The organism is Priestia megaterium (genome assembly GCF_009497655.1).
GTDB lineage: Bacteria > Bacillota > Bacilli > Bacillales > Bacillaceae_H > Priestia > Priestia zanthoxyli.
Genome location: NZ_CP023317.1, coordinates 1,681,773 through 1,705,542 on the forward strand (window position 1 = coordinate 1,681,773; position 23,770 = coordinate 1,705,542).

At 35.0% G+C, this 23,770-nt stretch carries 27 protein-coding genes and 1 pseudogene; 19 read left to right on the forward strand and 9 right to left on the reverse strand.

Translation table 11 applies throughout. The features are described from left to right. Nucleotides 1–136 precede the first annotated feature (136 nt). The 8 genes from CEQ83_RS08400 to CEQ83_RS08435 all read left to right on the forward strand — a co-directional run bounded on the left by CEQ83_RS08400 (nt 137) and on the right by CEQ83_RS08435 (nt 7,848). On the forward strand, nt 137–757 hold the full coding sequence (locus tag CEQ83_RS08400; RefSeq protein WP_155017174.1) for a TetR/AcrR family transcriptional regulator: 621 nt from the start codon (nt 137–139) through the stop codon (nt 755–757). A 383-nt stretch (nt 758–1,140) separates the two neighbouring features. Then, nucleotides 1,141–1,914, forward strand: a complete 774-nt coding sequence (locus CEQ83_RS08405) for a TerC family protein (RefSeq protein ID WP_033578590.1) — start codon at nt 1,141–1,143, stop codon at nt 1,912–1,914. A 658-nt stretch (nt 1,915–2,572) separates the two neighbouring features. Continuing rightward, a complete protein-coding gene (locus CEQ83_RS08410) occupies nt 2,573–3,286 on the forward strand; it encodes a GntR family transcriptional regulator (protein WP_155017175.1) in 714 nt (237 codons plus the stop codon). A 142-nt stretch (nt 3,287–3,428) separates the two neighbouring features. Then, nucleotides 3,429–3,770 (forward strand): PTS lactose/cellobiose transporter subunit IIA, encoded by a 342-nt coding sequence (locus CEQ83_RS08415; RefSeq protein WP_014460688.1) that lies wholly within the window; start codon nt 3,429–3,431, stop codon nt 3,768–3,770. A 1-nt stretch (nt 3,771) separates the two neighbouring features. Then, nucleotides 3,772–4,080 (forward strand): PTS sugar transporter subunit IIB, encoded by a 309-nt coding sequence (locus CEQ83_RS08420; protein ID WP_014460687.1) that lies wholly within the window; start codon nt 3,772–3,774, stop codon nt 4,078–4,080. A gap of 14 nt (nt 4,081–4,094) precedes the next feature. Then, complete coding sequence (locus CEQ83_RS08425; RefSeq protein WP_155017176.1) at nt 4,095–5,501, forward strand: GH1 family beta-glucosidase; 1,407 nt, start codon at nt 4,095–4,097, stop codon at nt 5,499–5,501. Nucleotides 5,502–5,513: 12 nt separating this feature from the next. Then, nucleotides 5,514–6,842 (forward strand): PTS sugar transporter subunit IIC, encoded by a 1,329-nt coding sequence (locus tag CEQ83_RS08430; RefSeq protein WP_098627288.1) that lies wholly within the window; start codon nt 5,514–5,516, stop codon nt 6,840–6,842. A gap of 112 nt (nt 6,843–6,954) precedes the next feature. Next, on the forward strand, nt 6,955–7,848 hold the full coding sequence (locus CEQ83_RS08435; protein WP_155017177.1) for an ROK family protein: 894 nt from the start codon (nt 6,955–6,957) through the stop codon (nt 7,846–7,848). 1,180 nt (nt 7,849–9,028) lie between these two features. Here the strand turns inward: CEQ83_RS08435 and CEQ83_RS08440 are convergent. Together CEQ83_RS08440 and CEQ83_RS08445 are read right to left on the reverse strand one after the other, a co-directional pair. Beyond that, complete coding sequence (locus CEQ83_RS08440; RefSeq protein ID WP_155017178.1) at nt 9,029–9,340, reverse strand: hypothetical protein; 312 nt, start codon at nt 9,338–9,340, stop codon at nt 9,029–9,031. Between the two features lie 19 nt (nt 9,341–9,359). Next, nucleotides 9,360–9,782 (reverse strand): Lrp/AsnC family transcriptional regulator, encoded by a 423-nt coding sequence (locus CEQ83_RS08445; protein ID WP_155017179.1) that lies wholly within the window; start codon nt 9,780–9,782, stop codon nt 9,360–9,362. A gap of 144 nt (nt 9,783–9,926) precedes the next feature. On the opposite strand from CEQ83_RS08445, the gene CEQ83_RS08450 reads away from it, so the two are divergent. Continuing rightward, on the forward strand, nt 9,927–10,127 hold the full coding sequence (locus CEQ83_RS08450) for a DUF1272 domain-containing protein (RefSeq protein ID WP_028413848.1): 201 nt from the start codon (nt 9,927–9,929) through the stop codon (nt 10,125–10,127). Then, a pseudogene (locus tag CEQ83_RS27385) lies at nt 10,128–10,350 on the forward strand (cysteine hydrolase); the annotation flags it as partial. 84 nt (nt 10,351–10,434) lie between these two features. Here the strand turns inward: CEQ83_RS27385 and CEQ83_RS08460 are convergent. The 3 genes from CEQ83_RS08460 to CEQ83_RS08470 all read right to left on the reverse strand — a co-directional run bounded on the left by CEQ83_RS08460 (nt 10,435) and on the right by CEQ83_RS08470 (nt 11,754). Beyond that, complete coding sequence (locus CEQ83_RS08460) at nt 10,435–10,932, reverse strand: DinB family protein (RefSeq protein ID WP_033578599.1); 498 nt, start codon at nt 10,930–10,932, stop codon at nt 10,435–10,437. 172 nt (nt 10,933–11,104) lie between these two features. After that, complete coding sequence (locus CEQ83_RS08465; RefSeq protein WP_154972787.1) at nt 11,105–11,416, reverse strand: DMT family transporter; 312 nt, start codon at nt 11,414–11,416, stop codon at nt 11,105–11,107. Then, complete coding sequence (locus tag CEQ83_RS08470; protein ID WP_154972788.1) at nt 11,416–11,754, reverse strand: DMT family transporter; 339 nt, start codon at nt 11,752–11,754, stop codon at nt 11,416–11,418. Before CEQ83_RS08470 ends, CEQ83_RS08465 begins: the two co-directional genes overlap by 1 nt. Before the next feature lie 188 nt (nt 11,755–11,942). On the opposite strand from CEQ83_RS08470, the gene CEQ83_RS08475 reads away from it, so the two are divergent. Together CEQ83_RS08475 and CEQ83_RS08480 are read left to right on the forward strand one after the other, a co-directional pair. After that, complete coding sequence (locus tag CEQ83_RS08475) at nt 11,943–12,830, forward strand: LysR family transcriptional regulator (RefSeq protein ID WP_155017180.1); 888 nt, start codon at nt 11,943–11,945, stop codon at nt 12,828–12,830. A 115-nt stretch (nt 12,831–12,945) separates the two neighbouring features. After that, nucleotides 12,946–13,464 carry a hypothetical protein gene (locus tag CEQ83_RS08480; RefSeq protein ID WP_033578610.1) on the forward strand — a complete coding sequence of 173 codons (519 nt, stop codon included), beginning with the start codon at nt 12,946–12,948 and terminating at the stop codon, nt 13,462–13,464. A gap of 81 nt (nt 13,465–13,545) precedes the next feature. Here the strand turns inward: CEQ83_RS08480 and CEQ83_RS08485 are convergent, their stop codons facing one another. From CEQ83_RS08485 to CEQ83_RS08495, 3 genes are all read right to left on the reverse strand, one after another. Further along, nucleotides 13,546–13,692 (reverse strand): BH0509 family protein, encoded by a 147-nt coding sequence (locus CEQ83_RS08485; protein WP_014460666.1) that lies wholly within the window; start codon nt 13,690–13,692, stop codon nt 13,546–13,548. A gap of 951 nt (nt 13,693–14,643) precedes the next feature. Next, the gene (locus CEQ83_RS08490) at nt 14,644–14,844 is read right to left on the reverse strand and encodes a cold-shock protein (RefSeq protein WP_013056409.1); all 201 of its coding nucleotides are present in this window, start codon (nt 14,842–14,844) and stop codon (nt 14,644–14,646) included. Between the two features lie 750 nt (nt 14,845–15,594). Then, complete coding sequence (locus CEQ83_RS08495; protein ID WP_108674578.1) at nt 15,595–16,239, reverse strand: glycosyltransferase; 645 nt, start codon at nt 16,237–16,239, stop codon at nt 15,595–15,597. A gap of 355 nt (nt 16,240–16,594) precedes the next feature. Here CEQ83_RS08495 and CEQ83_RS08500 point away from each other — a divergent pair, with 355 nt between their 5' ends. Together CEQ83_RS08500 and CEQ83_RS27000 are read left to right on the forward strand one after the other, a co-directional pair. Then, nucleotides 16,595–18,190, forward strand: coding sequence for an acetolactate synthase large subunit (locus CEQ83_RS08500; protein ID WP_155017181.1), 1,596 nt, complete (start codon nt 16,595–16,597; stop codon nt 18,188–18,190). Nucleotides 18,191–18,814: 624 nt separating this feature from the next. After that, on the forward strand, nt 18,815–18,976 hold the full coding sequence (locus CEQ83_RS27000) for a hypothetical protein (protein WP_194273206.1): 162 nt from the start codon (nt 18,815–18,817) through the stop codon (nt 18,974–18,976). Between the two features lie 334 nt (nt 18,977–19,310). Here CEQ83_RS27000 and CEQ83_RS08510 read toward each other — a convergent pair whose 3' ends face one another. Then, entirely contained in the window at nt 19,311–19,715 is a 405-nt protein-coding gene (locus CEQ83_RS08510; RefSeq protein WP_098113362.1) for a hypothetical protein, read from the reverse strand. Nucleotides 19,716–19,969: 254 nt separating this feature from the next. On the opposite strand from CEQ83_RS08510, the gene CEQ83_RS08515 reads away from it, so the two are divergent. From CEQ83_RS08515 to CEQ83_RS08535, 5 genes are all read left to right on the forward strand, one after another. Beyond that, complete coding sequence (locus CEQ83_RS08515) at nt 19,970–20,287, forward strand: DUF3243 domain-containing protein (RefSeq protein WP_014460657.1); 318 nt, start codon at nt 19,970–19,972, stop codon at nt 20,285–20,287. A gap of 445 nt (nt 20,288–20,732) precedes the next feature. After that, nucleotides 20,733–21,428, forward strand: a complete 696-nt coding sequence (locus tag CEQ83_RS08520) for a Na-translocating system protein MpsC family protein (protein ID WP_014460656.1) — start codon at nt 20,733–20,735, stop codon at nt 21,426–21,428. 177 nt (nt 21,429–21,605) lie between these two features. Further along, nucleotides 21,606–21,821 carry a hypothetical protein gene (locus CEQ83_RS08525; protein WP_098999935.1) on the forward strand — a complete coding sequence of 72 codons (216 nt, stop codon included), beginning with the start codon at nt 21,606–21,608 and terminating at the stop codon, nt 21,819–21,821. A gap of 139 nt (nt 21,822–21,960) precedes the next feature. Next, nucleotides 21,961–22,650 (forward strand): Na-translocating system protein MpsC family protein, encoded by a 690-nt coding sequence (locus tag CEQ83_RS08530; protein WP_033578617.1) that lies wholly within the window; start codon nt 21,961–21,963, stop codon nt 22,648–22,650. Between the two features lie 117 nt (nt 22,651–22,767). Beyond that, entirely contained in the window at nt 22,768–23,199 is a 432-nt protein-coding gene (locus CEQ83_RS08535; RefSeq protein WP_033578618.1) for an ATP-binding protein, read from the forward strand. Nucleotides 23,200–23,770: the final 571 nt, after the last annotated feature.

Below are 23,770 nucleotides of genomic sequence, written 5' to 3' on the forward strand. Positions count from 1 at the left end.
TAATTCTCCCTCATTTCCAAATCTGTTTGTTTCTATTACAATATATATAGAACCTTCAATAATTATATATACCAGAAGGTTAATTAATCAACTAGTTTAAATGTGGCAATTTCTTGAACTAGAAGGAGGCCCTCTTATGAATACTGATAAGACACCAAAAAAAAAGCCTGGCAGACCCAAAATAACAACTGAAAATAATATAACAAGAGAGCAAATTTTAAAGACTGCTGCCCATTTATTTATGGCATATGGATATGAAAGAGTCTCAATGGAGCAAGTAGCTGAGGCTAGCGATGTGACTAAGGCTAGTGTTTACTACTACTTTAAAAATAAGGCCACTTTATTTACCGTTTCGGTATCAAGCATGTTCCAACGTATTACAAAACAGACAGAGAAATTATTACAAAATTCCAAAGGGCTGAAACATAGATTATACGAGGTAACATTGGATCACTTAAAGAGACCGCATATTGATTTTGAAACATTATTGCAGGAAGCTACTTCTTCGCTTACAGAAGATCATATTCATGAAATTCGTGAAGCAGAGAAAGCCATACATCAGGCATTGGAGAACGTATTCAAACAAGCTGCAACCAACGGTGAAATTGTCGTAACAAGCCCTCGCTTGCTTGCGCATACATTTTCTATGGTCACAATGATTCGGAATAAAAAAGAATTAATAACTGAATTAGGAGGCCCTGAAAAAACGGCTCAGGCTCTAGTAGATCTTTTTTGGGTAGGGATTAGTCCTAATTGACCCGTTTTATTGCATGGTACAAAGAAGAAATAAAGAACGGCTAAAAAATATTGATGAATATTTTTTAGCCGTTCTTTTCATTGGTCGCAAGCACTTTGTAAAAAAAAGCCTGAAATAATAGCGATTACCTATTAACCATCCAACTTATAGAGATGTTGGCCCGAAGTTTTCATTAATCATGTAAAAAAGCGACATTATATGATAAAAAACGTAAAAATTTAATAATTTGGTTTTTATTTGTATTTAAAGCAGTATTTTATAGAAGGTTAGTGTTAAAATAATGAAAATCCTATCTTTTAGGGTTGCCTTTAGCATATATGGTTATTCTATTGTAAACAAAACCTTTAGCATAGCAGCTTACATTTTGGAAAGGGGAGAAGCGGATGGAATCTATTTGGCTCGAATACGTATGGGCATTATTGATTCTAATTGGATTAGAAGGATTATTATCAGCTGACAATGCTCTTGTACTGGCAGTTATAGCCAAGCATTTACCCGAGGATCAGAAAAAAAGAGCGATTAATTACGGAATTCTGATGGCATTTATTTTTCGATTTGGAGCTCTTTTTGCCATTTCATTTATCGCCAACGTCTGGTGGATACAGGCCATAGGAGCCGTTTATCTCCTGTATCTAGGTTTGAAGCATGTCATTCAGGCGCGGTTTGGGAAACATAATGAGAATATTCATGATGATGATGAGAAGGAGTCTGCTGGAAAGGGGTTCTGGCCAACAGTGGGGAAAATTGCGTTAGCTGACCTTGCTTTTGCCATAGATTCTATTTTAGCTGCAGTGGCCATAGCTCTTGGGCTTCCGGATTCACAGTTTGGAGAAATCGGTGGGATGGATGGAGGACAGTTTGCAGTTGTAGTTCTTGGAGGAGTTGCAGGTCTTATCTTAATCAAGTTTGCAGCAACCTGGTTTGTAAAACTTCTCGAAAAGCGACCTGCCTTAGAAACGACAGCATATGCAATTGTTGCCTGGGTCGGTGTGAAACTTGCGGTTATTACTTTTGCACATAAAGATATCGGGGTCTTAGATTCTCATTTCCCTCATAGCACTGCTTGGACACTGATTTTCTATGGGGTATTAGTTGGTATCGCGCTATTGGGTTGGTTTGCACCGGGCAATAAGTCATCAGAAAAATCATCGGCTTAAAAGTAATCGAGCGTAATGCGCACCCTGAATTTACTAATTACCCTTACTCTTCCCGTCAAAATGGATCCCTATTTCAGCATTTGAAAGGATGTTTAGATTCTATACAAAAGTGAGTTTTGCTGTTTCAAGCCTAACGATCAAGTGCGTTAACCCAAGCAGGGTTAACGCACTTTTTAATTGAAACGATTGTGAAAACGAACTTAGTTATTTTATTTATTATTTTTGTTCCCTTTACGATAATCAGTAAAGCAGGAAATCAAGAACCCCCAAAAAAATAAAACAATGAATTAACTTAACTTTAAGTCCGTACGGTTAAGGTGTAGACTTATTTTTATGATTTGAAAAATCGTTTTTTTTTGGAATTATTCTTGGAAACCTTGACTTAAAGCTAACTTTAACTTGTATTAAAAAAGCAATTAGATAAAGCCATCGAACTTCATTTTTGATCCGTAAGTATAATGATTTGCAAAATCTTAGATGTTTTACAATACGTCAACTCCAGTACTTTAGGAGTAATATAAGTAGTAGCGCTATCTTCATATTGAACAAGGGTATAAAGCTTTTTTCTTTCAAGTATATTCATAAAAGCATTTCTTTCCGTATTTTATGCTATAATAATCCCTAGTTTTTTAGTTTGTATAGAGAGGTGTAAAACAGAATGATGCCAAAATATCTGCAAGTAGCTGGCCAAATTGAATCTGATATTACTGAGCATGTTTATCAAAAAACAAATAAACTTTTGACTGAAGATGAATATGCAGCAAAGTATCAGGTGAGCCGTAATACAGTACGAAAAGCAATTGAAATTCTCGTAAATAAAGGATATGTATATCAAGTTCAGGGCAGCGGTGCATTTATTCGTAATCATCACAACAATGGATACGTTAATCTTGAAAAGCTACAAGGAGTTACCAATGACTTTAGTGACCGTCTTGTAGAAAACAAGCTCCTAGATTTTAAAGTAATTACTGCGGACGAGGAACTCGCTCAAAATATGGGATGCAAGATTGGATCACCTATTTATTATGTGAAAAGGCTAAGATATGTTGATGGAGATCCATTTTCAATTGAAACTTCATATTTTAACAAAAATCTTGTTAAATATCTTGATGAAAATATTGTAAAAAAATCCATTTATACATATTTACGCAATGACCAGCAACTAGCAATTGGCTTTGCAGATCGTGTTATTCGTGCCGATTATCTTATGTGTGAGCAAGCTGATTTATTGGGATTAAAAGAGAATGATCCGGCTTTGGTGGTAGATAATACGGTTTATTTAATAAACGGTGCTATTTTTGATTATTCACAGTCAGTGCATCACTTCAAACATGTAAAATTGCTAAAAGTATCAAATATGAAGGGTAGTTAAGGTGCAAAGAGAGCTCAGGGCTCTTTTTTTTTTTGTCTGAAAATAAAAAAAATAGTTTACATATGAATCTGAGTAAGTTATTATAAATTTATAAAATTTGTACCAACAAATTAGATTTGTACTTACGAAAGGGTGTACATATATGGTTGAAGAATCGATTGAGATTAGCTCTGAAGATATTTTTGGATTAATTGCATTTTCAGGTGATGCTAAAGCGAGCTATCACGCTGCTTTACATCTGCTCAGAGAAAACAAAGTAGAAGAGGCAGAAGCAGAAGTAGCAAAAGCGAATTCAATTTTAAACGAAGCACATGCTATTCAAACAAAATTTGTCACACTAGAGGCCCAAGGGAAATCGGCACGGGTTGGTGTATTGATGGTTCATGCCCAAGACCATTTGATGAACACGATCTTAGTAAAAGAGCTATTGGATCATATGATGACCATGCAAAAAGAAATTAACTTATTGAAAGGGATGAATTGATATGGTGAAGATTGGATTATTCTGTGCAGCAGGTATGTCAACAAGTATGTTAGTGGAGAAAATGAAAGCGTTTGCTGGTGAGCGTGGTGTAGAAGCTGAGATTGCAGCTTACCCTGAGTCAGAGATGGAAAAGTATGTTGATAATATCGATGTTGCTTTATTAGGTCCTCAGGTAAAGTATTTGTTAAACAAAGGAAAAGCTGTTTGTGAACCAAAAGGTGTCGCTATTGATGTTATTAACACGGTGGATTACGGCATGATGAATGGTGCAAAAGTACTTGAACACGCGATTAAATTAGCGAATAAATAAACGGGGTGAATGATTTGAAAATGCCAAAAGATTTCTTGTTCGGCGCAGCTTCAGCTTCTTATCAAGTAGAAGGGGCATGGAACAAGGACGGTAAAGGGGTTTCGAACTGGGACGTCTTCTCAAAGATTCCCGGTAAAACATTTGAAGGAACAAACGGTGATGTGGCCATTGATCATTATCACCGATATAAAGAAGACATCGCACTTATGGCAGAGATGGGATTGGAATCGTATCGGTTTTCCATTGCCTGGACACGTATTCTTCCCAACGGTACAGGTGAAGTAAATCAAAAAGGATTGGAATTCTATAATAATGTCATTGATGAATGTTTAAAACACGGAATTGTTCCGTTCGTCACATTGTATCACTGGGACCTTCCTCAAACGCTTGAAGAAGAAGGCGGCTGGCTAAATCCTAAAACAGCCAATGCATTTGTCACGTTTGCTGATGTTTGTTTTAAAGCATTCGGCGATCGAGTACGGAATTGGATTACCTTTAACGAAACGGTTATCTTTTGTTCGTTAGGCTATTTAACCGGTGCTCATCCACCAGGAATTGAAGGGGATGCGAAAGCATACTTTCAGGCGACACATAATGTGTTTGTGGCTCATGCCCGTGCGGTTGAACTTTTCAAACAGTCAAGCTATGAGGGGGAAATTGGCATTACTCATGTTTTTAACCCGGCGTTTAGCATTGATGAAGACGAAGAGAACAAATTTGCAGAAAGACATGCGAATGCATATTCGACACATTGGTATTATGATCCAATTTTGAAAGGAGCTTACCCACAATATGTAATAAAAGAGCTCGAAGCTAAAGGGCTACTCCCGCAAATGACAGAAGAGGAACTGGATTTGCTTCATAGAACGGCACCTATGAATGATTTCATCGGATTAAACTATTACTGCCCACAGCGCGTAATGAAAAACGATTCAGCCCTCGTATTGTCTGGTGGACGTGAGAACTCAACAGGTAAACCTGGAAATCCTTCATTTGACGGTGTATACAAAACAGTCATGATGGAAGAAAAGGTATATACCAAATGGGGATGGGAAATCGCTCCTGATGCTTTTCTAGAAGGGATGCGTATGCTTAAAGAACGCTACGGGGACATCAAAATGTATATCACGGAAAACGGTTTAGGAGATGAAGATCCTATCGTTGGTGAAGAGATTCATGATCAACCTCGAATCGACTATATTGAAAATCATTTAAGCGCTGTCAAAAAAGCTGTCATGGAAGGAATTAACGTCTCAGGATACTTTGCATGGTCTGTCATTGATTTGCTTAGCTGGTTAAATGGTTATAAAAAACAATACGGATTCATTTATGTCGATCACAAAAATAATCTTGCAAGAAAACGAAAGCAATCATTCTTTTGGTACAAGGATATTATCGCTACACGCGCAGAAGAACTTTAAGGAGGTACCCCTATGGGTCGCTTAGAAAGTGTATTTGAAAAGTTCACCCCGTTCTTCCTTCGATTTGCAAATGCAAAACCAACACTTGCAATTAAGGATGGGTTTATTTTAACAATGCCGATGACAATTATCGGCTCTCTCTTTCTATTAATTCTCGCTGCCCCTATTCCAGGCTGGGAAGAGGCTATGGTGAAATTATTTGGAGAACAGTGGAACCTTCCACTTACCCAGGTTGTCGGTTCTACATTTGATATTCTGGCTCTTATTGGTGTGTTTGGAATCGCTTATTCATACGTCCGGAACGAAAAAATTGAAGGTACGCCAGCTGGTATTTTAGGTGTAGTTGCCTTCCTTATTATCACTCAGTCCTCTGTCTTGGCAAAAAGCGGAGAAACCGTCACAGGTGTTATTCCCAAAGTTTGGACCGGCGGGCAGGGTGTACTAGCCTCGATTGTAGTTGGTCTATTTGTTGGTTTTGTGTATTCGCAGTTTATTAAGCGTGATATTCGTATTAAAATGCCAGAAGGTGTTCCGCCAGGCGTTGCAAACTCGTTCTCTGCACTAATTCCTGGGTTTGCCATCATTACAGTAGCTGCCATTGTCTTTGGATTATGCCAAGCTTTTGCAAATAAGACATTCACTGAAATTGTTTATAAACTGCTGCAAGTACCCGTGCAAAATTTGACGGACACGCTTACTGGTGCAGTTCTTATCATGGTCTTAATGTCACTTCTTTGGTGGTGTGGAATTCATGGTGCTGCCATTATTATGGGAGTAATGGGACCGCTTCTAACAGCCAATGCTCTACAAAACCAAGCAATATTGGATTCTGGTAAAGAGCTTGTTGTAGGCGAGAATGCTAAAGTTGTAACCATTCAATTCTTGGATGTATTTACGAAACTAGGGGGATCAGGTATTACCATTGGTTTTATTATTGCAGCCCTTATAGTGGCCCGATCATCGCACTTAAAGCAGCTCGGTCGATTATCTTTAGCTCCTGGCTTATTCAATATAAACGAGCCAATCATTTTTGGTATGCCAATTGTATTTAACCCAATAATGTTTGTTCCTTTTATTATTGTTCCTGCAATCGCATCATTTATGGTTTACTTCTCTATCATTTGGGGATGGGTAGAGCCTTTCAATGCACTTCAGGTTCCTTGGACCACACCGCCGGTTGTTTCTGGCTTCTTGATTGGCGGCTGGAGAGGGGCTTTATTGCAAATAGTAACCATTGCAATGTCAGTAATGATTTATCTTCCTTTTGTCAGAATGCAAGATAGTATTTCTTACAATGAAGAGCTCGAAGCAAAAAAACAATCAGAAAGTAATATTGCTTAAAACAACTAAATAAAGAATTACCCCCCGTATACTTTTATAGGGGGAAATTCTTTATTTATGCACTTATAATGAAGTTATAGTCAATATTTTGAAGAAGAAAGTAGGATATACAATGAAATTTGTATTAGCTTGTGATATTGGTGGTACCGATTTAAAAATGGGGAAATTTTCTCTTTCCGGTGATCTTGTTGAATCCGTAAAAATACCTCTAGCCAATAGGAAAGGGCAGACTATTCTTACTCAAATTGAAAGCCGAATGGATTCTGATGTAGTAGGGCTAGCTCTAAGCATACCTGGTTTTATTAATCCTAATACAGGTTTTATTGAAATGGGCGGTGCTATTGAAGATTTTAATGGGTTCAATATCTTTGCATATTTTAAAGAACAATTTCCTGATTTGGAAATAAGTGCAGAAAACGATGCGAATTGTGTAGCTCTAGCAGAAAAATGGAAAGGAAGTGCAAAAGAAGAGACTGACTTTCTTTGTCTAACTATTGGAACAGGAATTGGAGGCGCAATTTATTTGAACGACGCTCTTTATAGAGGGAGACGTAACCAATCTGGTGAGTTTGGACATATGTTCAGTGAACACGTTACGAGTGATAGTGCAGAAAATCATAAATTTAACAAAACAGCTACGCTGGCGGTTATTCGCCAAAAATATGCAGAGTGTATGAATATACCTTTTCAAAATGTCTCAGGTGAACAAATCTTTGAAGCTTACGACCAAGGGGAAGAAGTGGCATCGCTTCTGGTTAGTGACTTATATAGTGGATTGGCAATGAACATCTTAAACTTATATTATGTGTTTGCTCTTCCTACTTTTTATATCGGGGGAGGAATTACTTCAAGAAAAACATTCATAAACGAATTAAAACAGAGAATCTTAGAAATTGATCCAGCATTCTGTGCTGTTATCAGATCTACTAGTTTTGGAAATCAATCAGGTATGATTGGTGCAGTTTACCATCATATTGCGTCTCGAAAAACGTTGGAGTTAATTTGAGACTAAACAGTAGAGCTATGGCATGTACAGACCATAATGAAGAGATTTTCATCTAGATCTAGATAAGGTATAGGTAGAGAATTGAGTGGTTTATAGGTCAATATCAACATAAAGATTTAAATAAATAAGCGTAGCTGAAGTAAGCAGCTGCGCTTATTTATTTTTGCAAAGACCGTTCGTTAAAATGCAAAATGAAAATGTCCCTGCATTTATGAAAAAACACTGGAGTAGATAGATAACGCCTACCTACACATAAAAGAATAATCATTGGTAAAAGGGTTATGTATCTCAAGTATGACTTCTCCGCCTTTATCGTAACATTGTGAACTGATGCTTTCGATTTGCTTGCTATTAAAATAACTAGCGCAATTTACTAATACGGAGATGACAAGTAATAAGGTTAGAATAATGAGTAGTATGTCTTTAAATCTTATTTGAAAAGTTGATTGCAATTTTATGCTCCTCTCTAATTGATAAAACTCCACCATTCGTTATTCTACAGACAGCGTATTATTCCATATGACTAGTGAACAGTAATATGGATGTCAAAAATAGTAGAAGAAGAACATATAGTACAGATATTGTACCTAATTTTAAGACAAGTAGATTCATCATAATAAATAAAACACTGATAGATAAAAAAAGTCTGTACACAAAATCTAGTCTCTTATTCGCAAAAATATATCTCTTAGTGTTTTCTGAAGACTTATATCTTTTATCTATTACGCTTGTGCTAACTACTATAAATGCAAGGATGGACCATGGTATAAAGCTACTTTTACTGATAAGTAAATATACGGAAAATACGGCCAATAAGTAAGGAAATAAACGATGCTGAACATATCTTTGACTCATCTACACACATCACCTTTTCTAAAATTGGTATTTGCATTAGACATCTACTCAATAACTGTTCTCATTTGAGTTTGGTTATTCACTTCCAATTCGTTCACTCCTTAAGAATAGTTCAGGTTTGAGTATACCATAAAAGGTAATAAAATCCTTTTAATCTATAATATTGATCATTTTAAAATAATTTCATATGTTTTAGAGAACAATTACAATACAAAAAAGGTAGTGCATGTTGCATTACCTTTTTTTGTACGTTTATTTTTTATATCTATATAACATCGAATTGATCATGATTAAGAAAAAACGGGCATGTGGCATAATCTTAGATTCAACTAACTTCTGCTTCCATGTAACGAAATCCAAAAAACGTGTAATATGTGACACGGTAATTTTTAATTGATTTTTGTTTCACACTATTCCACTGATGTCCATTCGGCTTTGCTTGGTAACTTTGCACCATAAACTTATCCAGTGGTTCAAGTGACCACTTTCGGAAATTTTCTTCGAGTTCTTCTACTTTCTTTTTTTCTTCTGATGAACCTAAAGCGCTTGCTTCATTAGCTGTTATCCTTGGTATGCCAATAGCTACAATAATAATAACCCCAACAAGAATGCTCCAACTCAAAATCCGCTTTTTCATATTGGATATTTCTCCCTTTCTATTTTATTGCTTTATAGACAACTGGTGATGAAAGTTTAATCAATGTAGATGGCTCTCCAAAAGCCATAGATTCATCAATAAATGTTTCAAGAGATTGAACGGAGTGAGTTAAAACCTTTACTAGATAGTTGTATTGACCCGCCAAACGATGACATTCAATAACCTCAGGGTGTTCTTTACAATATTCTACGAATTGCTTGCATTTTGTATTGCTAAATAAAATAAAAGCAGTTACAGGTTTGTTGAAATTTTCAGGGTTAATTATTGCTCTATATCCATCTATTATGTTTTTCTCTTCAAGTTTTTTTACTCTTTCATTAACAGCAGGGGTGGATAAACCAACCAGCTTTCCCAACTGTGTAACGGACAAACGAGCATTCTCTTGTAGATGTAGTAATATATTTTTATCAATTTCATCCATAAAACATACCCCGCTTTAAATTATAAATTAAAATAATGAATTTTTCGTCAATATTAAAGCTATTAATTAGTAATACAATAAAATAGATATGTGAAAATAGAAATTTATACAATACAATTTAATTATATCAAAAGGAGGGATTTAATGGCTTTAGAAATGAGAAATACATGCGAAAAGTGCAATAAGAAACTCCATAATAGCTCTGTTGCTTATATCTGTACACATGAATGTACATTCTGTGATAAATGTAGTGAAAGTGCGATGTATATTTGTCCTAACTGTGAAGGGGAGCTGGTCAAGAGACCAAGGGGGCAAGAAAATCCGCTAAGTTGCTCATTGATTTAGACACAACACTGTATAGATAGTGAAGTCAGAACAGCTACAATCAATGGGGTGGATGTGACATTAGTGGGTGATGGACATTCAACAATGGACAGTAATGGTTTTAAGTGCTGAACAAATCATAAAGCATTATAAGGAAACTTTACATGGTCATTACAACGTTGCACACTTTTCAATTGTCAGAAATGCAGAGGAAGACTTGTTTTGTCCCACACTTTATTCATAAAGGTAATAGTACACAACTAAAATAAAGCTCTAAAAGTGTTTAATGGACGCTTTTTAGAGCTTTATTTCTGCATTATGTCTCAATCTAAGCAGGAAAGCCTCCCGTTGGCGGTGGCCATGCTCCGTTTAATCTTCTCATAATGACAATTTCACCTAGATGATAGCTGTTGTGAGAAGCAATATTACGCAGTAATCCCCCTGGGGTTTCACTTGGCCAAGCATCCAGAGGTTCTTCGATTGATAATGTCTCAGCTAAGTGACAAGCTTCGTCAATTCCATCACAAAAATGCTGGATCGTCTTTTGCCATTCTTCCTCATCAACCGGAGCAGGATGTTCAGGCCAGCTTTCACTTACACTTTTCGGTCTCTCAGGGTTTTCTCCTTTAGCAAGAGCAAGTAAAAAGTCTTGCCAATAGCTCATATGCTTCACTAATTGATAAATAGAGTAAGGTAATTCCTTTTGTTTATGTGAAGCAAGTTCCATATTAATATCGGTTATTGCATTAATTGTTGGAAGATGACCTCTTTCACCTCTGAGTGATTTGATAAGCGCATCGCGAAATGCTGTATTCGTTTGTGTCATGTTTTTTCAGACCTTTCTTTTCAAAGTATTAAGCTTGTAACAGTCTAACACAAATCAGTTTAATATATGTACTTCCGCGATTTCGGAAATATGAAAACCCTTACTAAATACTAGTTGAAGAGTAAATGCCCAATATAAGAACAAGAGATTTTCGGTTAAACATCTTTGTGTGTTAAAAAGCCTTTAGTACAATAACACCGGTAATAATAAGAGTAACGGAGATAATCTTTCTTTTGTTTTTTGATTCCTTAAATATATAAATACCTAACAGCGTTGTACTAGCAATCGTTAGCCCTGCCCATATAGCAAAAACAATACCCATTTCAAAATAGTGTGTCGTTAGAGAAATAAAATAAATACAGGCAATGAACAGCAAGAATGCGCCTATCGTGGGAACAGTTTGTCTAAAGCCTTTAGATAGTTTTACACACATTTGCCCTGCAATGCCTAAAACTAAGCCAATCGTTAAAAATACGTATCCCATTACGCTGCCCTTCTTTCTTTAGAACTTCCTTTAATGTTAAGAGAAACTGCACCAATTACGATAAGAGAAACTCCTAAGATTTTAGATAAGGAAATAGTTTCATCAAAAAAAATAATACCTGTGACAACAACAAGTACGGTTGCTCCTCCTGCATATAAAGCACTTGCTACTCCTACTTCACCTTTGGCGTTAAGGACCATATAAGCAGCAATCGAAGAACAATAAAATAGTATGGCTAAAACAGTCGGAACAAAGTTTGTGAATCCATTTGTAAGATTAAGAAAAAATACTGCGATTACCTCCAAGATGATGGCAAGAAACAATAGTAAATAAAACAATCAGATTTCCTCCTTTTAGTCACCTCATTTTAAGAACTTTACGTAATGGCTACTAAATAATTGCAGTAGCACTCGGATGTCATTATTTTATCTAGAGCTTGATATCTTGTAAAATAATGATAAATGATTGTAGATATCATTATCATTAATACCTAAATGAATGAACGTAAGTAGAAAGGAGGATGTTTATGGAAGTAGAAGATATACGTATATTTATAGCTGTGGCAGAATACGGAAGTGTAAGTCTTGCTGCTGATAAGCTAGGTTACGTCCAACCAAATGTAACAGCACGTATTCGATCTCTTGAACGAAAAATTGGACACCCATTGTTTCATCGTCACAGACGCGGAATGACATTAAATGTAGAAGGTCGAAAACTTTTAACGTACGGAGAACAAATGATGAGGCTAATGGATGAAATACAGAAAGCATTTCAAGATGAGCGTAACCTTGTTGGATCATTATGTATTGGATTAGTTGAAACGGTAGTAGGCTTTCCTGAAATCATTTCTTCCTATCATAATAAGCACAAAAATGTGGATATTTCTCTAGTATCAGGAGTAAGTACACAATTAATAGAGAAAGTTCTTAAGTTCCAGCTAGACGGGGCATTTGTAGCAGAACCAGTAAATGTGTCAATGCTTGATCAAATTCCGGCTTTTGATGAAGAAATTGTACTTGTATGCAGTGCAAATGAAAAAGGGAAGAAGCAGATTCAGTCTGCCAGAGAGTTACTGCACCTACCATTCATTTTATTTAATGAAGGCTGCCAATATAGAGAAAGACTACAGCGATGGTTAAAAGACGAACAAATCGTATCGCCGAAAATTATGGAATTTGCTACACTTGAAACGATTATGGGGACAGTAGTTTCTGGTCTTGGTGTGACACTTATAGCCCGGTCATTAGCGGAGAGATATGAGAGGGAAGGGTTAGTACAGCTCTTTTCAATACCTGGGCCTTATAGAAACCTTAGGATTGTATATGTTCGTCGTTCCGACTCCTATCTAGGAGTAACTGAGCGTGAGTTTATAAAGACAATCAGCGAAGTAAGAGAAGGGAAAAAGCAGAAATAAACAGACGGTGTTTTCACAAAGAGCTTTTTTATGTAGCTTATGTTTAGTATGAATATACCAGGTATTAATTTGAGCAGTAAAAGTGAGCTTTAGCTGCAAATAAAAGGAGAAAAGCATGAGAAAAGCAACTATATCAAAATTAGACAAATTAGTGGGCTTAAATGTAAGATGCGCGGGGAGAGCCTCAAATTTGTTTTGGCTAGGATTTGGAGAAAAAATTTTAGTAACCAGAAGGGGGAAAACGGAAGAGGTAGCTGAATACGCTTTACATATTCAATGTTCATGGCGTATTGTCAAAGGTAATAAAATTGTAGTAGCCTCACGGGATTTCTATTCTCCAAGAACAGGATTGGATGATGAAAATGAGTACTTTGAATGGGATGTCCAGGGAAATAATCGATTCGATGAACGAATTGAATCTTTTATAGAAGGTATAAACGAACACACGATTGTTGAAAGAGTTGACTCGGATGAAGTAGGAGGGCTAAAGATCTTTTTATCTCAAGGTTATTTAGTGGAGGGATTTCCGGATACATCAGAAGACGATGAGTATAGTGAGTTCTGGAGACTTTTCAACCGAAAGGAAGACAGCCCTCACTTTGTTGTCACAGGAAAAGGTATTGAAAACGAGTAATCGTATAATTAAAGAAACGAAAAAAGCACAAACCCGTTGGAACCAAACGTTTTTGTGCTTTTTTCTTATTTTATAGTTGAGTTACATATAATCATAAGCGGAATCATCAAAATAGAGCCAGTGATAATATTCAACCTGCGGATCTGTCATTTTTAAAACTTCTTCTTCATTGAATTTTTTATACTCAACTAATTTCTGCACTTTAGAATTTCTTTCCACTTGGCTCATTTTAAATCCTCCTTATAGTTTGAAAAGTAACAATGTATTTAAATTTAGAAAGCGTTTTCTTTTTTCTTATTTTTATTATATATCTCAATATGAGATTAAAACAATATCAATTATAGATGATTTTTCAAAAAACAATATAGAAATGGTATTATGGCGTCGGATTGGGACAACAAGGCTTCTGCAATCGAAATTAAATAATAGGTGATTGCCAACGGCCAGGTTAAAAATTTTTGTTCGTATCGTTGCTTAATTCCTAAAAAAACATTATGATAACTAGCTCTATAAACTAAAAATAAAGCTAGCTGGGTTAAGCTAGCTTTATTTTTTTATGTTGTTTTGCAGAGTGATAAATTTTCAACTGTCGTTCACTTTGGTATAAAAACTCTTTATCAATTTCATCATGTTACGCCCCGAGGTTTTTGACATTTGATGATGATCTTCATCATCACGTGTACTCAGGTACCAGCTTCCCTTGTCATCTTCATTTAATCTATATACCTTATTGGTTCTACTATCTGTATAAAAGTTTCCATCCTTCAGCCTCAAATAATCGCCCCTCTACCAAGTGTCTATCCTGTATTATGCCCAAGATATCAATTTTATGAAAAATTTTATATACACAAAAACAGCAGGTTTCTTAATACGCTTATTATTTTGTATGTAATTTACACAGGTGCAAAAAAGGATAAGGGCTATGAGTGAGAAAATATTTAGTAATGGAGAAATAGTAACTATAAGAGTATCGAATGAATCAGTAACAATCTTAAAAAATCATTATGTAAAAAACATGAAAAGATACTCTTATACAGTCGACAAATATCCAAGTACCTTTTTCTTTGAAGAAGAATTAAAAAAACACGAACTATAATTATTGATAAATAAGTTTTGATATAAAAATCTTTTTAAATAAAAACAGACTCTGAAAATAGAGTCTGCTTTTTAGTATGGTTTTTATGCTTTATTTACGTTTGTCGCTTGTGGTCCGCGTTGCCCCTGTTCGATATCAAAAGTCACTTCTTGACCTTCATCCAAGGATTTAAAGCCTTCACCTTGAATAGCTGAGAAGTGAACAAATACATCTTCTCCACCTTCACGCTCGATAAATCCAAAACCTTTGTCAGCATTAAACCATTTCACTTTACCGTGTTCCATTTTTTGTTGCCTCCTAGAATGTAGAAAATAAACCAGATTATCATTAAATCTAGCTTATTTATTATATTATCCCAATAGAGACATCTTAAACTTAAATTAATGTGATCTTTCTAACTTTCTTTATCAATACTCACTTCACTAAAAAGGTGATTGGGGTATGACGATCTACATCATAATGAGGTTCATATGCAAAAACCTCAAAATATTTATAAGTGATCTTCTAAACATCGAAATGATAGAAGTCAAAGATCAACCAATGCCCACATACTCATTATGGGCATTTTATTCATAAATATGAACTAAATTAGATGAGAGAGCACACGGGGACCCGTCTGCCCAAAAGAAAGGGAAGTTCACTCAAAATCTTTTTGAATAGTGGTGTAAAAATAGATTCTATTAGATAAGAATTTATGTACCTTTTCATATAAATCCAACCTTCGCATGAAGCATCCTTAAACTTGTTTACAAATAAAAAATGACGCCGTTGGAGGCGCCATTTTTTATAGAATAGAGAAGGACACACCCTATGCACGGGCGGTACTCTTAACACATCGTCTTGATTTGATAATACCCAGTGTTTAAGTTTAATAAACCTTTTTTTGGTATGACGATTTATGCAGAATATCTACATGTACCTTTTTAGTGAACATAAGGTCTCCTAGAGGCATCAATCAAAAGAGTTCTTACAGGTGCAGTTTCTTATGAAGGAATTTCAAATAATTTCTAGCATTCTATTGGAGATTATTAAGATTATTTATTGAATTTCTCTGGAAACTGTTTCACAACTCCCGCAGATATAGTATCTGCCATTAAGACGATATGTGAGATTCCTTCATCAATTGCAACGATTCTTGCTTCCCAATCTTTTTCTAAGCTTGCAGATAAATCATTTGTCACCAATTTTAGATGCATATACAGTAATTTCTTTAAGTCTTCATTTTTTAAATAAGGGTTAGCCTGGCTAAGGAACGCTGCTATATCATCAGCATTTCGATACCATTCTTTGTTTAATTGATTCACCAAGGCTTTCTTTCCCGTTTTAGCTGCATCTACAATTTTGCCAGCAATCACAATATGTTCCTTAAGCAAAGCCGTAAGTTTGTTCCCAGCTTTTTCTCCGTATATCGGCTTCACAGCATTCCCGATATCTTCCTGATTTTTTAATAACCTTGCCAACACCTGTTTTTGGTCTTCTGATCCTGCTGTTGTTGCACTTGTAATATAATTACTTGTCCACAATACATGATCCATCCAAAGTCTTCTGAATTCATTTTCAAACGTTACCTGAGATTGACTAACACGATGTTCTGGTGCTTCAGCACGAGCACTACTTGGTTCAACCAGCATGTTTAGCGAAAATAACACAATAAATCCTACCCATAATAATCTTTTCATAAAAGCCGCTCCTTCCAATTTATACGAGTATTCGGCTTATTATTTGTATATGGGATTTTTTACATTCCTTAAAATGTTACTTTCTCATAATAATTCTTTATAGAGTATTGTCACACTCCCAATCAGTTCACACGGATGAAAGGTTGACTCATCCAATTATTTATACATTATCTAAAAAATGTATTTAACATAAGAACCTAATGGTAACACTATAAACAATAGTTAGTGAGTATGATTTCATTCCATACATTTAGGGTTTCGGTTAGTTAAAACGAGAAAAGACGAGATAAGAATTAATGAGCTATTTCTTTCACATAAGCTTGTCAGAATACTATCTAAAGAGAGGTCGAACAATATGAAAGTGACGGATACACTTGTTCAATGTTTAGAAAATGAGGGAGTTGAATATATTTTCGGAATACCTGGTAAAGAGACGTTGGATTTTATTGATTCTTTATCCAACTCTAAACAGATTCAATTCGTGAATGTGCGGCATGAACAAGGAGCTGCTTTCATGGCAGATGTATACGGAAGGTTAACAAACAAAGTAGGGGTATGTTTATCAACATTAGGACCAGGAGCTACTAATTTATTGACAGGTATATCTAGTGCAAAGCTAGACCACTCTCCTGTTGTAGCATTAACGGGACAGGCTGTTTTGGGGAGACAGCATAAAGAGTCACATCAATATATGGACATTATTAAAATGGTAGAACCAGCAACGAAGTGGCGTGTTCAAATAAAAGATGCACAAACGCTTCCTGAGATTATTCGAAAAGCATTTAAAATTGCACAAATGGAAAAGCCAGGACCCATAGTAGTAGAATTGCCAGAAGACTTAGCAACTCAAATCGTTCCCATCAAACCTATTTCACCTACATCTATACCCGTAAGTATACCTATCATGGAGTCAATTCAGGCTGCCAATACTCTTATTAGGCAGTATGAGAGACCTTTTGTTATTATCGGTAACGGCGTTGTTAGACAGGAAGCCGTGGATGAGCTTCAACTATTTATTGAACGTCTTCAATCACCGGTTACCCATAGTTATATGGCTAAAGGTGTGTTATCAAAAGATCATCCACAAAATTTCTTTACGTTTGGATTTAATGAGAAAGATGAAGTGCTCGCAGGCTTAAAGGAAGCTGATCTGCTTATTGTAATTGGGTTTGATTTTGTCGAAAAGTTACCCAAAGAATGGAACACGGAAAAAACACCAATTTTACATATAGATACCTTACCAGCAGAAATAGATGAATATTATCCTGTAGAAGTCGAATTGGTTGGAGATATAAAGCAGACTTTACGGGTATTCAATCAGCTGGATATTCCTTCTAAACCGTGGATTCCTTCTGGTAATCTCCAGAAACAAATTAAGCAATCCTATCATATTGAAGAGAAAAAGATAGACAGCAATTTACTTCATTTGACAATCGAGAATATCTTGCATAGTATCGACAAGCTCTCTTCAGAGGAAACAATTGTGATTTCAGATGTGGGAGCTCATAAAGTATCTATAGCTCGAACTTATCAACCCAAAAACGCTAACAAGTTCATTATATCAAATGGTCTAGCTTCCATGGGTATTGCTTTACCAGGCTCAATTGGAGCTAAACTAGCCTGCCCTAATGATTCAGTTATTTGTATTACTGGAGATGGAGGAGCTTTAATGAATTTTGCAGAAATAGAGACGGCAAAGCGCTTAGGGCTTTCATTCATTATTATTGTCTTAAACGACTCTACATTAAAAATAGAGCAGGAAATGATGAACAAAAAGTTTGGTAAGAGCTATGGAGTAACTTTTACAAACCCAAATTTTGTCCAATTGGCAACTAGCTTTGGAATTAAAGGAGAACGGGCAAATAGTTTAGTCGAATTTGAAAATATAATAAAAAGAGCCTTAAAAAATTCAGATGAGATTGTCCTAATTGACGTTCTTTTAAAAAGCTGATTGCGATTTCTCCATTATCTTAACGAGTTATCTCTGTTAAGAGATTAATCTGTAGATTCACTAGGAAATAAATGTTTTTAATTTTTTAAAATAAGCTAGGCTCATTTCAACCCAAATCCAACTATAAAGAAAAGTAAATACAAAAATTAAACCAGTAGTAGAAAGAGAAAAATTATTGGGAATCGCAGGACCTAGTACTGGGAATTTGAAACCGTACAATAAGGTAATAATCCCAACAGTTAATAGAGTGGCGCCACTTATAACAATGTACAATCTCTTGTTAAAAATGTAAAAAGCGGCGCCTATGCCCATTCCCAATATTCCGGTTGTAAAAGGAAAAATAATAAGTTCACTTGGCTGGATAATCAGAAGAAGCAGATTTGTTAGTGTATAGGTAAGAAACCCTAGAGGAAGCGAAAGTATAAAACAAAAAAGAATGGGTGCGGTAGATAATGGACTAATGAAAATTCCTATAAAAAGTAATAAATATTAATTTGAAATATATACTAAATGAAGAAAAGGCACAGGCAAGTATAGAATAAAAACAGCATGTATATCCACATTATGAAAAAACGTATCCTTAATGCGCGATGAACATTGTTTAATTAAAAGGAGGAGTTTTATATGAGTGATAATCAATCAAATGATTTAGAACAGGTATCAGAGGAATTAGCTGATCTTGAGAAAGAGTTTGCAACAAAGCCTTCTGATCCTTATCCCCATGAGTATTATACTGGAGACACTTCTATAGTTTCTAATGCTGTGCCAGGAAACGATAAAGAATAAAAATTTCCCCTTATCTATTAATAGATAAGGAGAAATTTAGAGCATATAAGCTTAAGCACTGTATTTTTCCAGAACCAAAATACATCTCATAAAAAGACAGTTATATTTCATTTATTATTTTAAATTAAAAGTAATCGCTTTCATTTTTGCTTTCCCGAAATCATTTGATAGGTTATAATAAATATCTACAAAAATATTAAATGATATGTAAGTAACAAGCAATTACACCCTTAATATTTAACTAAACAGAAAAACTCCCTTAAGGTATTAGGGGAGTTTTTCTGTTTTTATGTATACTATATAAGGGTAATTTCACCATAATAATAGGGCAAACTCATTTTTCAATTCTAACTAATGTTTTTTCTGGCATGTCAATGTCGTCGATGTCAAAGTAATGGATGTTTAACGTTAATTTCCTCTCTGGTTCTTCAGCTTCTTCTCCTACCCAACAACTATACAATTCAAAAAAGTCTCCTGACTTAAGATAGCGGTCCATCAATTTGCATAGTGCAATTAGTTTCTCTTTTGATTCTTTGCGCCTGCTCTTATTCATATATTCCGTAATCTCAATTCCCCAGTCACTTGCAACTTCATAAACATAAAGGGTAGTAAATTGGTGTTTCTTTATGTTCAATCGATTTCTTTCATCTGAAAAGCAATTCCCAATAGTAACTAAATTATCTAATTCCTTATTAATAGGTAATTCTACGTTCGAACCTATATAAGTAGCTAAACTCATTTGTATTCACTCCGTTCCTCATCTAAATAACCCGTTAAGTTTTGTGGAACTAACCTAGGTTGTTAACATCCTAAGAAATACATCCTGTTATCAAAAAGGTGTTTCACTAAACTTTATTACAAATACTCGAGTTTTATTCAAGGTTTACTATTATTCTACTTAATATATGAATAGGCTGCGAAATGTTTATATACCTGTAAATGGGGGATTTACCATATAAGAACATTGATACCTAATTGGAAGGAGAATGAAAAATGAACAATAATACTGAAACCGTTGAGAATAAAGTAGAGGATAAACTAAATGAAATGAGTCAAGAGAAGAAAGACAACATCCTTTCCAGTTTTAACGAATTTAAAAGTTACTTAGGGGATAAAGTCACAAAAGGTGAGAAACTAGGGTTAAATGATAATCAACTAGCTCTAGCAGCTAAAAAAATAGCTGACTATCTCGCAACCCATGAGGAGCCACAAAATGAAGAGCAATACTTGTTACATGAGTTATGGAAAGTTGGAAACGAGGAAGAACAACATCATCTTGCTCATATGCTTGTTAAATTAGTCAAAGAATAATCTAAATCGATTATAGATTACGTTTTCCCATTATTTATTAGAGGTTCAAGTGAATTCAATCCACATAGCAACGAGCCACTTGCGTAAAATAAGTGGCTTTTTTTTCTCTTTCATGCTGCACCTCTGTTTATTTTTTAATATGTCCCTGCGATGCATCAATTAAAAGATAAAGCTATATTTCCCCAACAATAATTTGACTACATGCTATAACTCACTTCATTGAAAACATCAATACGAATCCAACGGATTCGTATTTTTCGGTGACATTCAAAATACGTACCAAGCAATAGAAAGAAGAGGTTTTGAACGTTTATAATTCGGTTAAACATGAAGTAACAAATTATTTTTTATTTATTCTGCATATTTAAATTATTCGTTCGTAATGGTACAATAAAATGATGGAAAGAAGATATGATGCTTCTTTCTTAATAAAGGATGAAGAAATATGGATATTAAGGCTCAGCAAACAAAATTGGCGAATAACTTGGGCAAATTGTTACGAGATAACTTTGGAAAAGGCCCCGAGGCTGTTCATGTTACGATTTATGAACCTTATGTTGTTATTTATGTCAGTGGCTTTGTATCGCCGATGGAACAAGTACTGTTAAACCAGAATGAAGAACTTCAGGTTATGACTACAAGAGAGCTTTTGGTAAAGACTCTTGAACCTCAAATCACTGGTCAAATTAAAGGGATTACAGACCTTGACATCCAGCACTTATATTATGATTGGAATTTAGATCATCACTCCGGAATTTTTGTGGGAGTTTGTCTGGACGATTTGAAAGCCGATTTGACTGAGGGTGACCCTTACCCAGGAAAACAAGCAATTCATGATCGGATTATAAAGATGAGTGAAATTGCACAAAAAGGGCCTGAGAAAATCTCTTCGTATAAATTAAGTGATCGTACATTGGTCATCGTAAGAGAAGGAATACTGGTGGCTATTGAAAAGCAGCTAATTTCGTTGGGTTTTGATGACACCTTACGCATCTCTAAACGCCCTTTGGAAAAAGGAATCTTACGACAAAACGATGACTATGATGAGATATTAAATGCAGACATTCTTGATATTTTTGTGGATTGGGATTTTGAAAAGGATAATAGCATTATTACTCTTATCTTAAAACCAAAAAATTAATGAGGCAGTAATGAATTGGACACATTGTGCCAAACATAAGCCGAGGAAGAAAAGCTCATACCTTTTCTTTTTCGGCTTATTTTTGTTGTTTCAAAAGAGTAAGTCCTTTTGTAACGGAATAATCCCCTAAAATAGCATCTGAAAATAGGATGTGCCAACAGAAAGGATTTGGTCGGTATGGCTGATAATCATGAGATTGTATTGTTTATAAAAGAGCTTCGTCGATTGTTGCAGGATTACAAAAAGTATGACAATGAATTTTACAAAGAAGAAATTAGCAAGGATATAATACTTTTAAGTACCATTATCTACGGAAGTAAAATTGGAATTTCAAATAAAAGAAGAATCTTTAAACATAGAAAATACAAAGGTAAACAGAAACCAATCTATTAAAAATGTACTAGTATGACTAGTTTACATTTTATAGAAAGTGAATTCTTATTACCTAAAATGATCTTATGATGAAGAAGGAGTTTTCATAAAACATCACGAATAGTATACCTTATGAAACTAGAAACTAGGTGCACCATCTATGGATAAAACGAAACTGGAAAAAGAATTAAGTAGTTATATGGGAAGGTTACTTCGTGAAAATTTTGGAAGAGGTCCTGGAGGTGTATTCACCGTCATTTCTCCTCCTTTTATAACCGTTTATTTTAAAGCCTTTTTATTACCTTTAGAAAAGGCTTTGCTAGACAAGGGACAAGTTATCTATGTTCAAAAAACACGTGATTTGTTGATGGAGACTTTAATTGAAGAGATAAAAGGATATATCCAATTAAATATACATTTAGATATTGAAGAATTTTATTATGATTGGAATTTAGAGCTGCAGTCTGGCATGTTTATCATGATCCATTCTGATAAAAATAACATAGTCAACCATTCCTATAAAAATCAGAAATTGCTGCATAAAGAAGTTGAGGAAGTGACTCAAAAAGCAGAAAAACTTCCTCAAGATGTTTCTTCTTATTTATTAGATCAGAGAACACTCCTTATAATCAGGGAAGGTATTATGGTAAATGTAGAGAAAGAATTAGTTCAATTAGGGTTTGAAGAAAACCTTACATTGGCTAAAAGAAATCTCGAAAAAAGGCTACTTCATGAGCATAGCCAATCATTAGAAGTAATTTTAGATTCAAAGGTAACAGATATACTAGTCGCATGGGATTTTCATAAAGATAAAAGTACAATTCTTCTGATTTTAAACCCAACTTCATAACGGCACTGATAAGCTAGGCACTGAACTAGATGTAGGCCAAAAAGAAAGGTTATCTAACCTTTCTTTTTGGCCTATTGTTTTTCCCCTCCTATTAAAATAAAGAAAGTGGTGATAATGATGCTATTTCAATCGGATGAAGGAAAGGAACCTTTAACTGTTGAGATACACACTGAAGTGGATATAGTAGAAGCGCGTCAGAAAGGACGGATGTTCTCTAACTGCTTAGGCTTCAGCACACTTGATCAAGCCCGAATTATTACGACTATTTCAGAATTGTCCAGAAATATATATAAATATGCCACGACGGGAAAAATTATAATGGAAATAATAGAGAATCAACTTGAAATAGGACTCAAAATAATAGCTATAGATAAAGGACCAGGCATTAAAAATATTCAACAAGCGCTAGAAAGTGGCTATACAACGTCAGGGGGATTAGGCGTTGGTTTATCAGGGGTAAAAAAATTAATGGACGAATTCACCATATCATCTCAAGAAGATCATGGCGTTAACATCGAGGTTATAAAATGGAAAAAAAGAAATAAATAAAAGAAACACAAGGTAAAAGGTTAAGAACTGACTTCCTCTTTACAAAAAACTCCTTTATTAAATAGGAGATAGCTTCTAAAAATATCATCCCCTGATGATCCTGCTCTAGGATACGGTTAAGATATTTCACATGCTTGAGTTGGTGCCTTCAGCATGTGCTTCTCCTCTATTAACTCTTAGCCGTAGGACAAAAATTTTTCTCTGCAGTAATCACAAGAGGCTTAAAAACATGAGAAAAAGGTGTGGGAAATTATGAGCAATTCCATTTAATCGTTAAATGGAAGGAGCAAGCTCTCATGATAGAGAGCTTGCTCTTTTTATTTCTTAATATAATCCTATCTGACAAAAAACAGCCTGTTTCAAGTACACCAAAAACATACATTTATGATACATAGATTTTGAGATCATCTCTGGAACATTTCTACCCGTATTAGGGACGTAATAGAGGGAGAGTGTGTAAAGAGGTTACCCCTTACTTAACTCAGTTATATAAACAAACAATACTCATATACATTTATTGAATGGCTTTTTTAAACTTGGTGCGGAATAAAACGTAAATAGATAAAGAGTA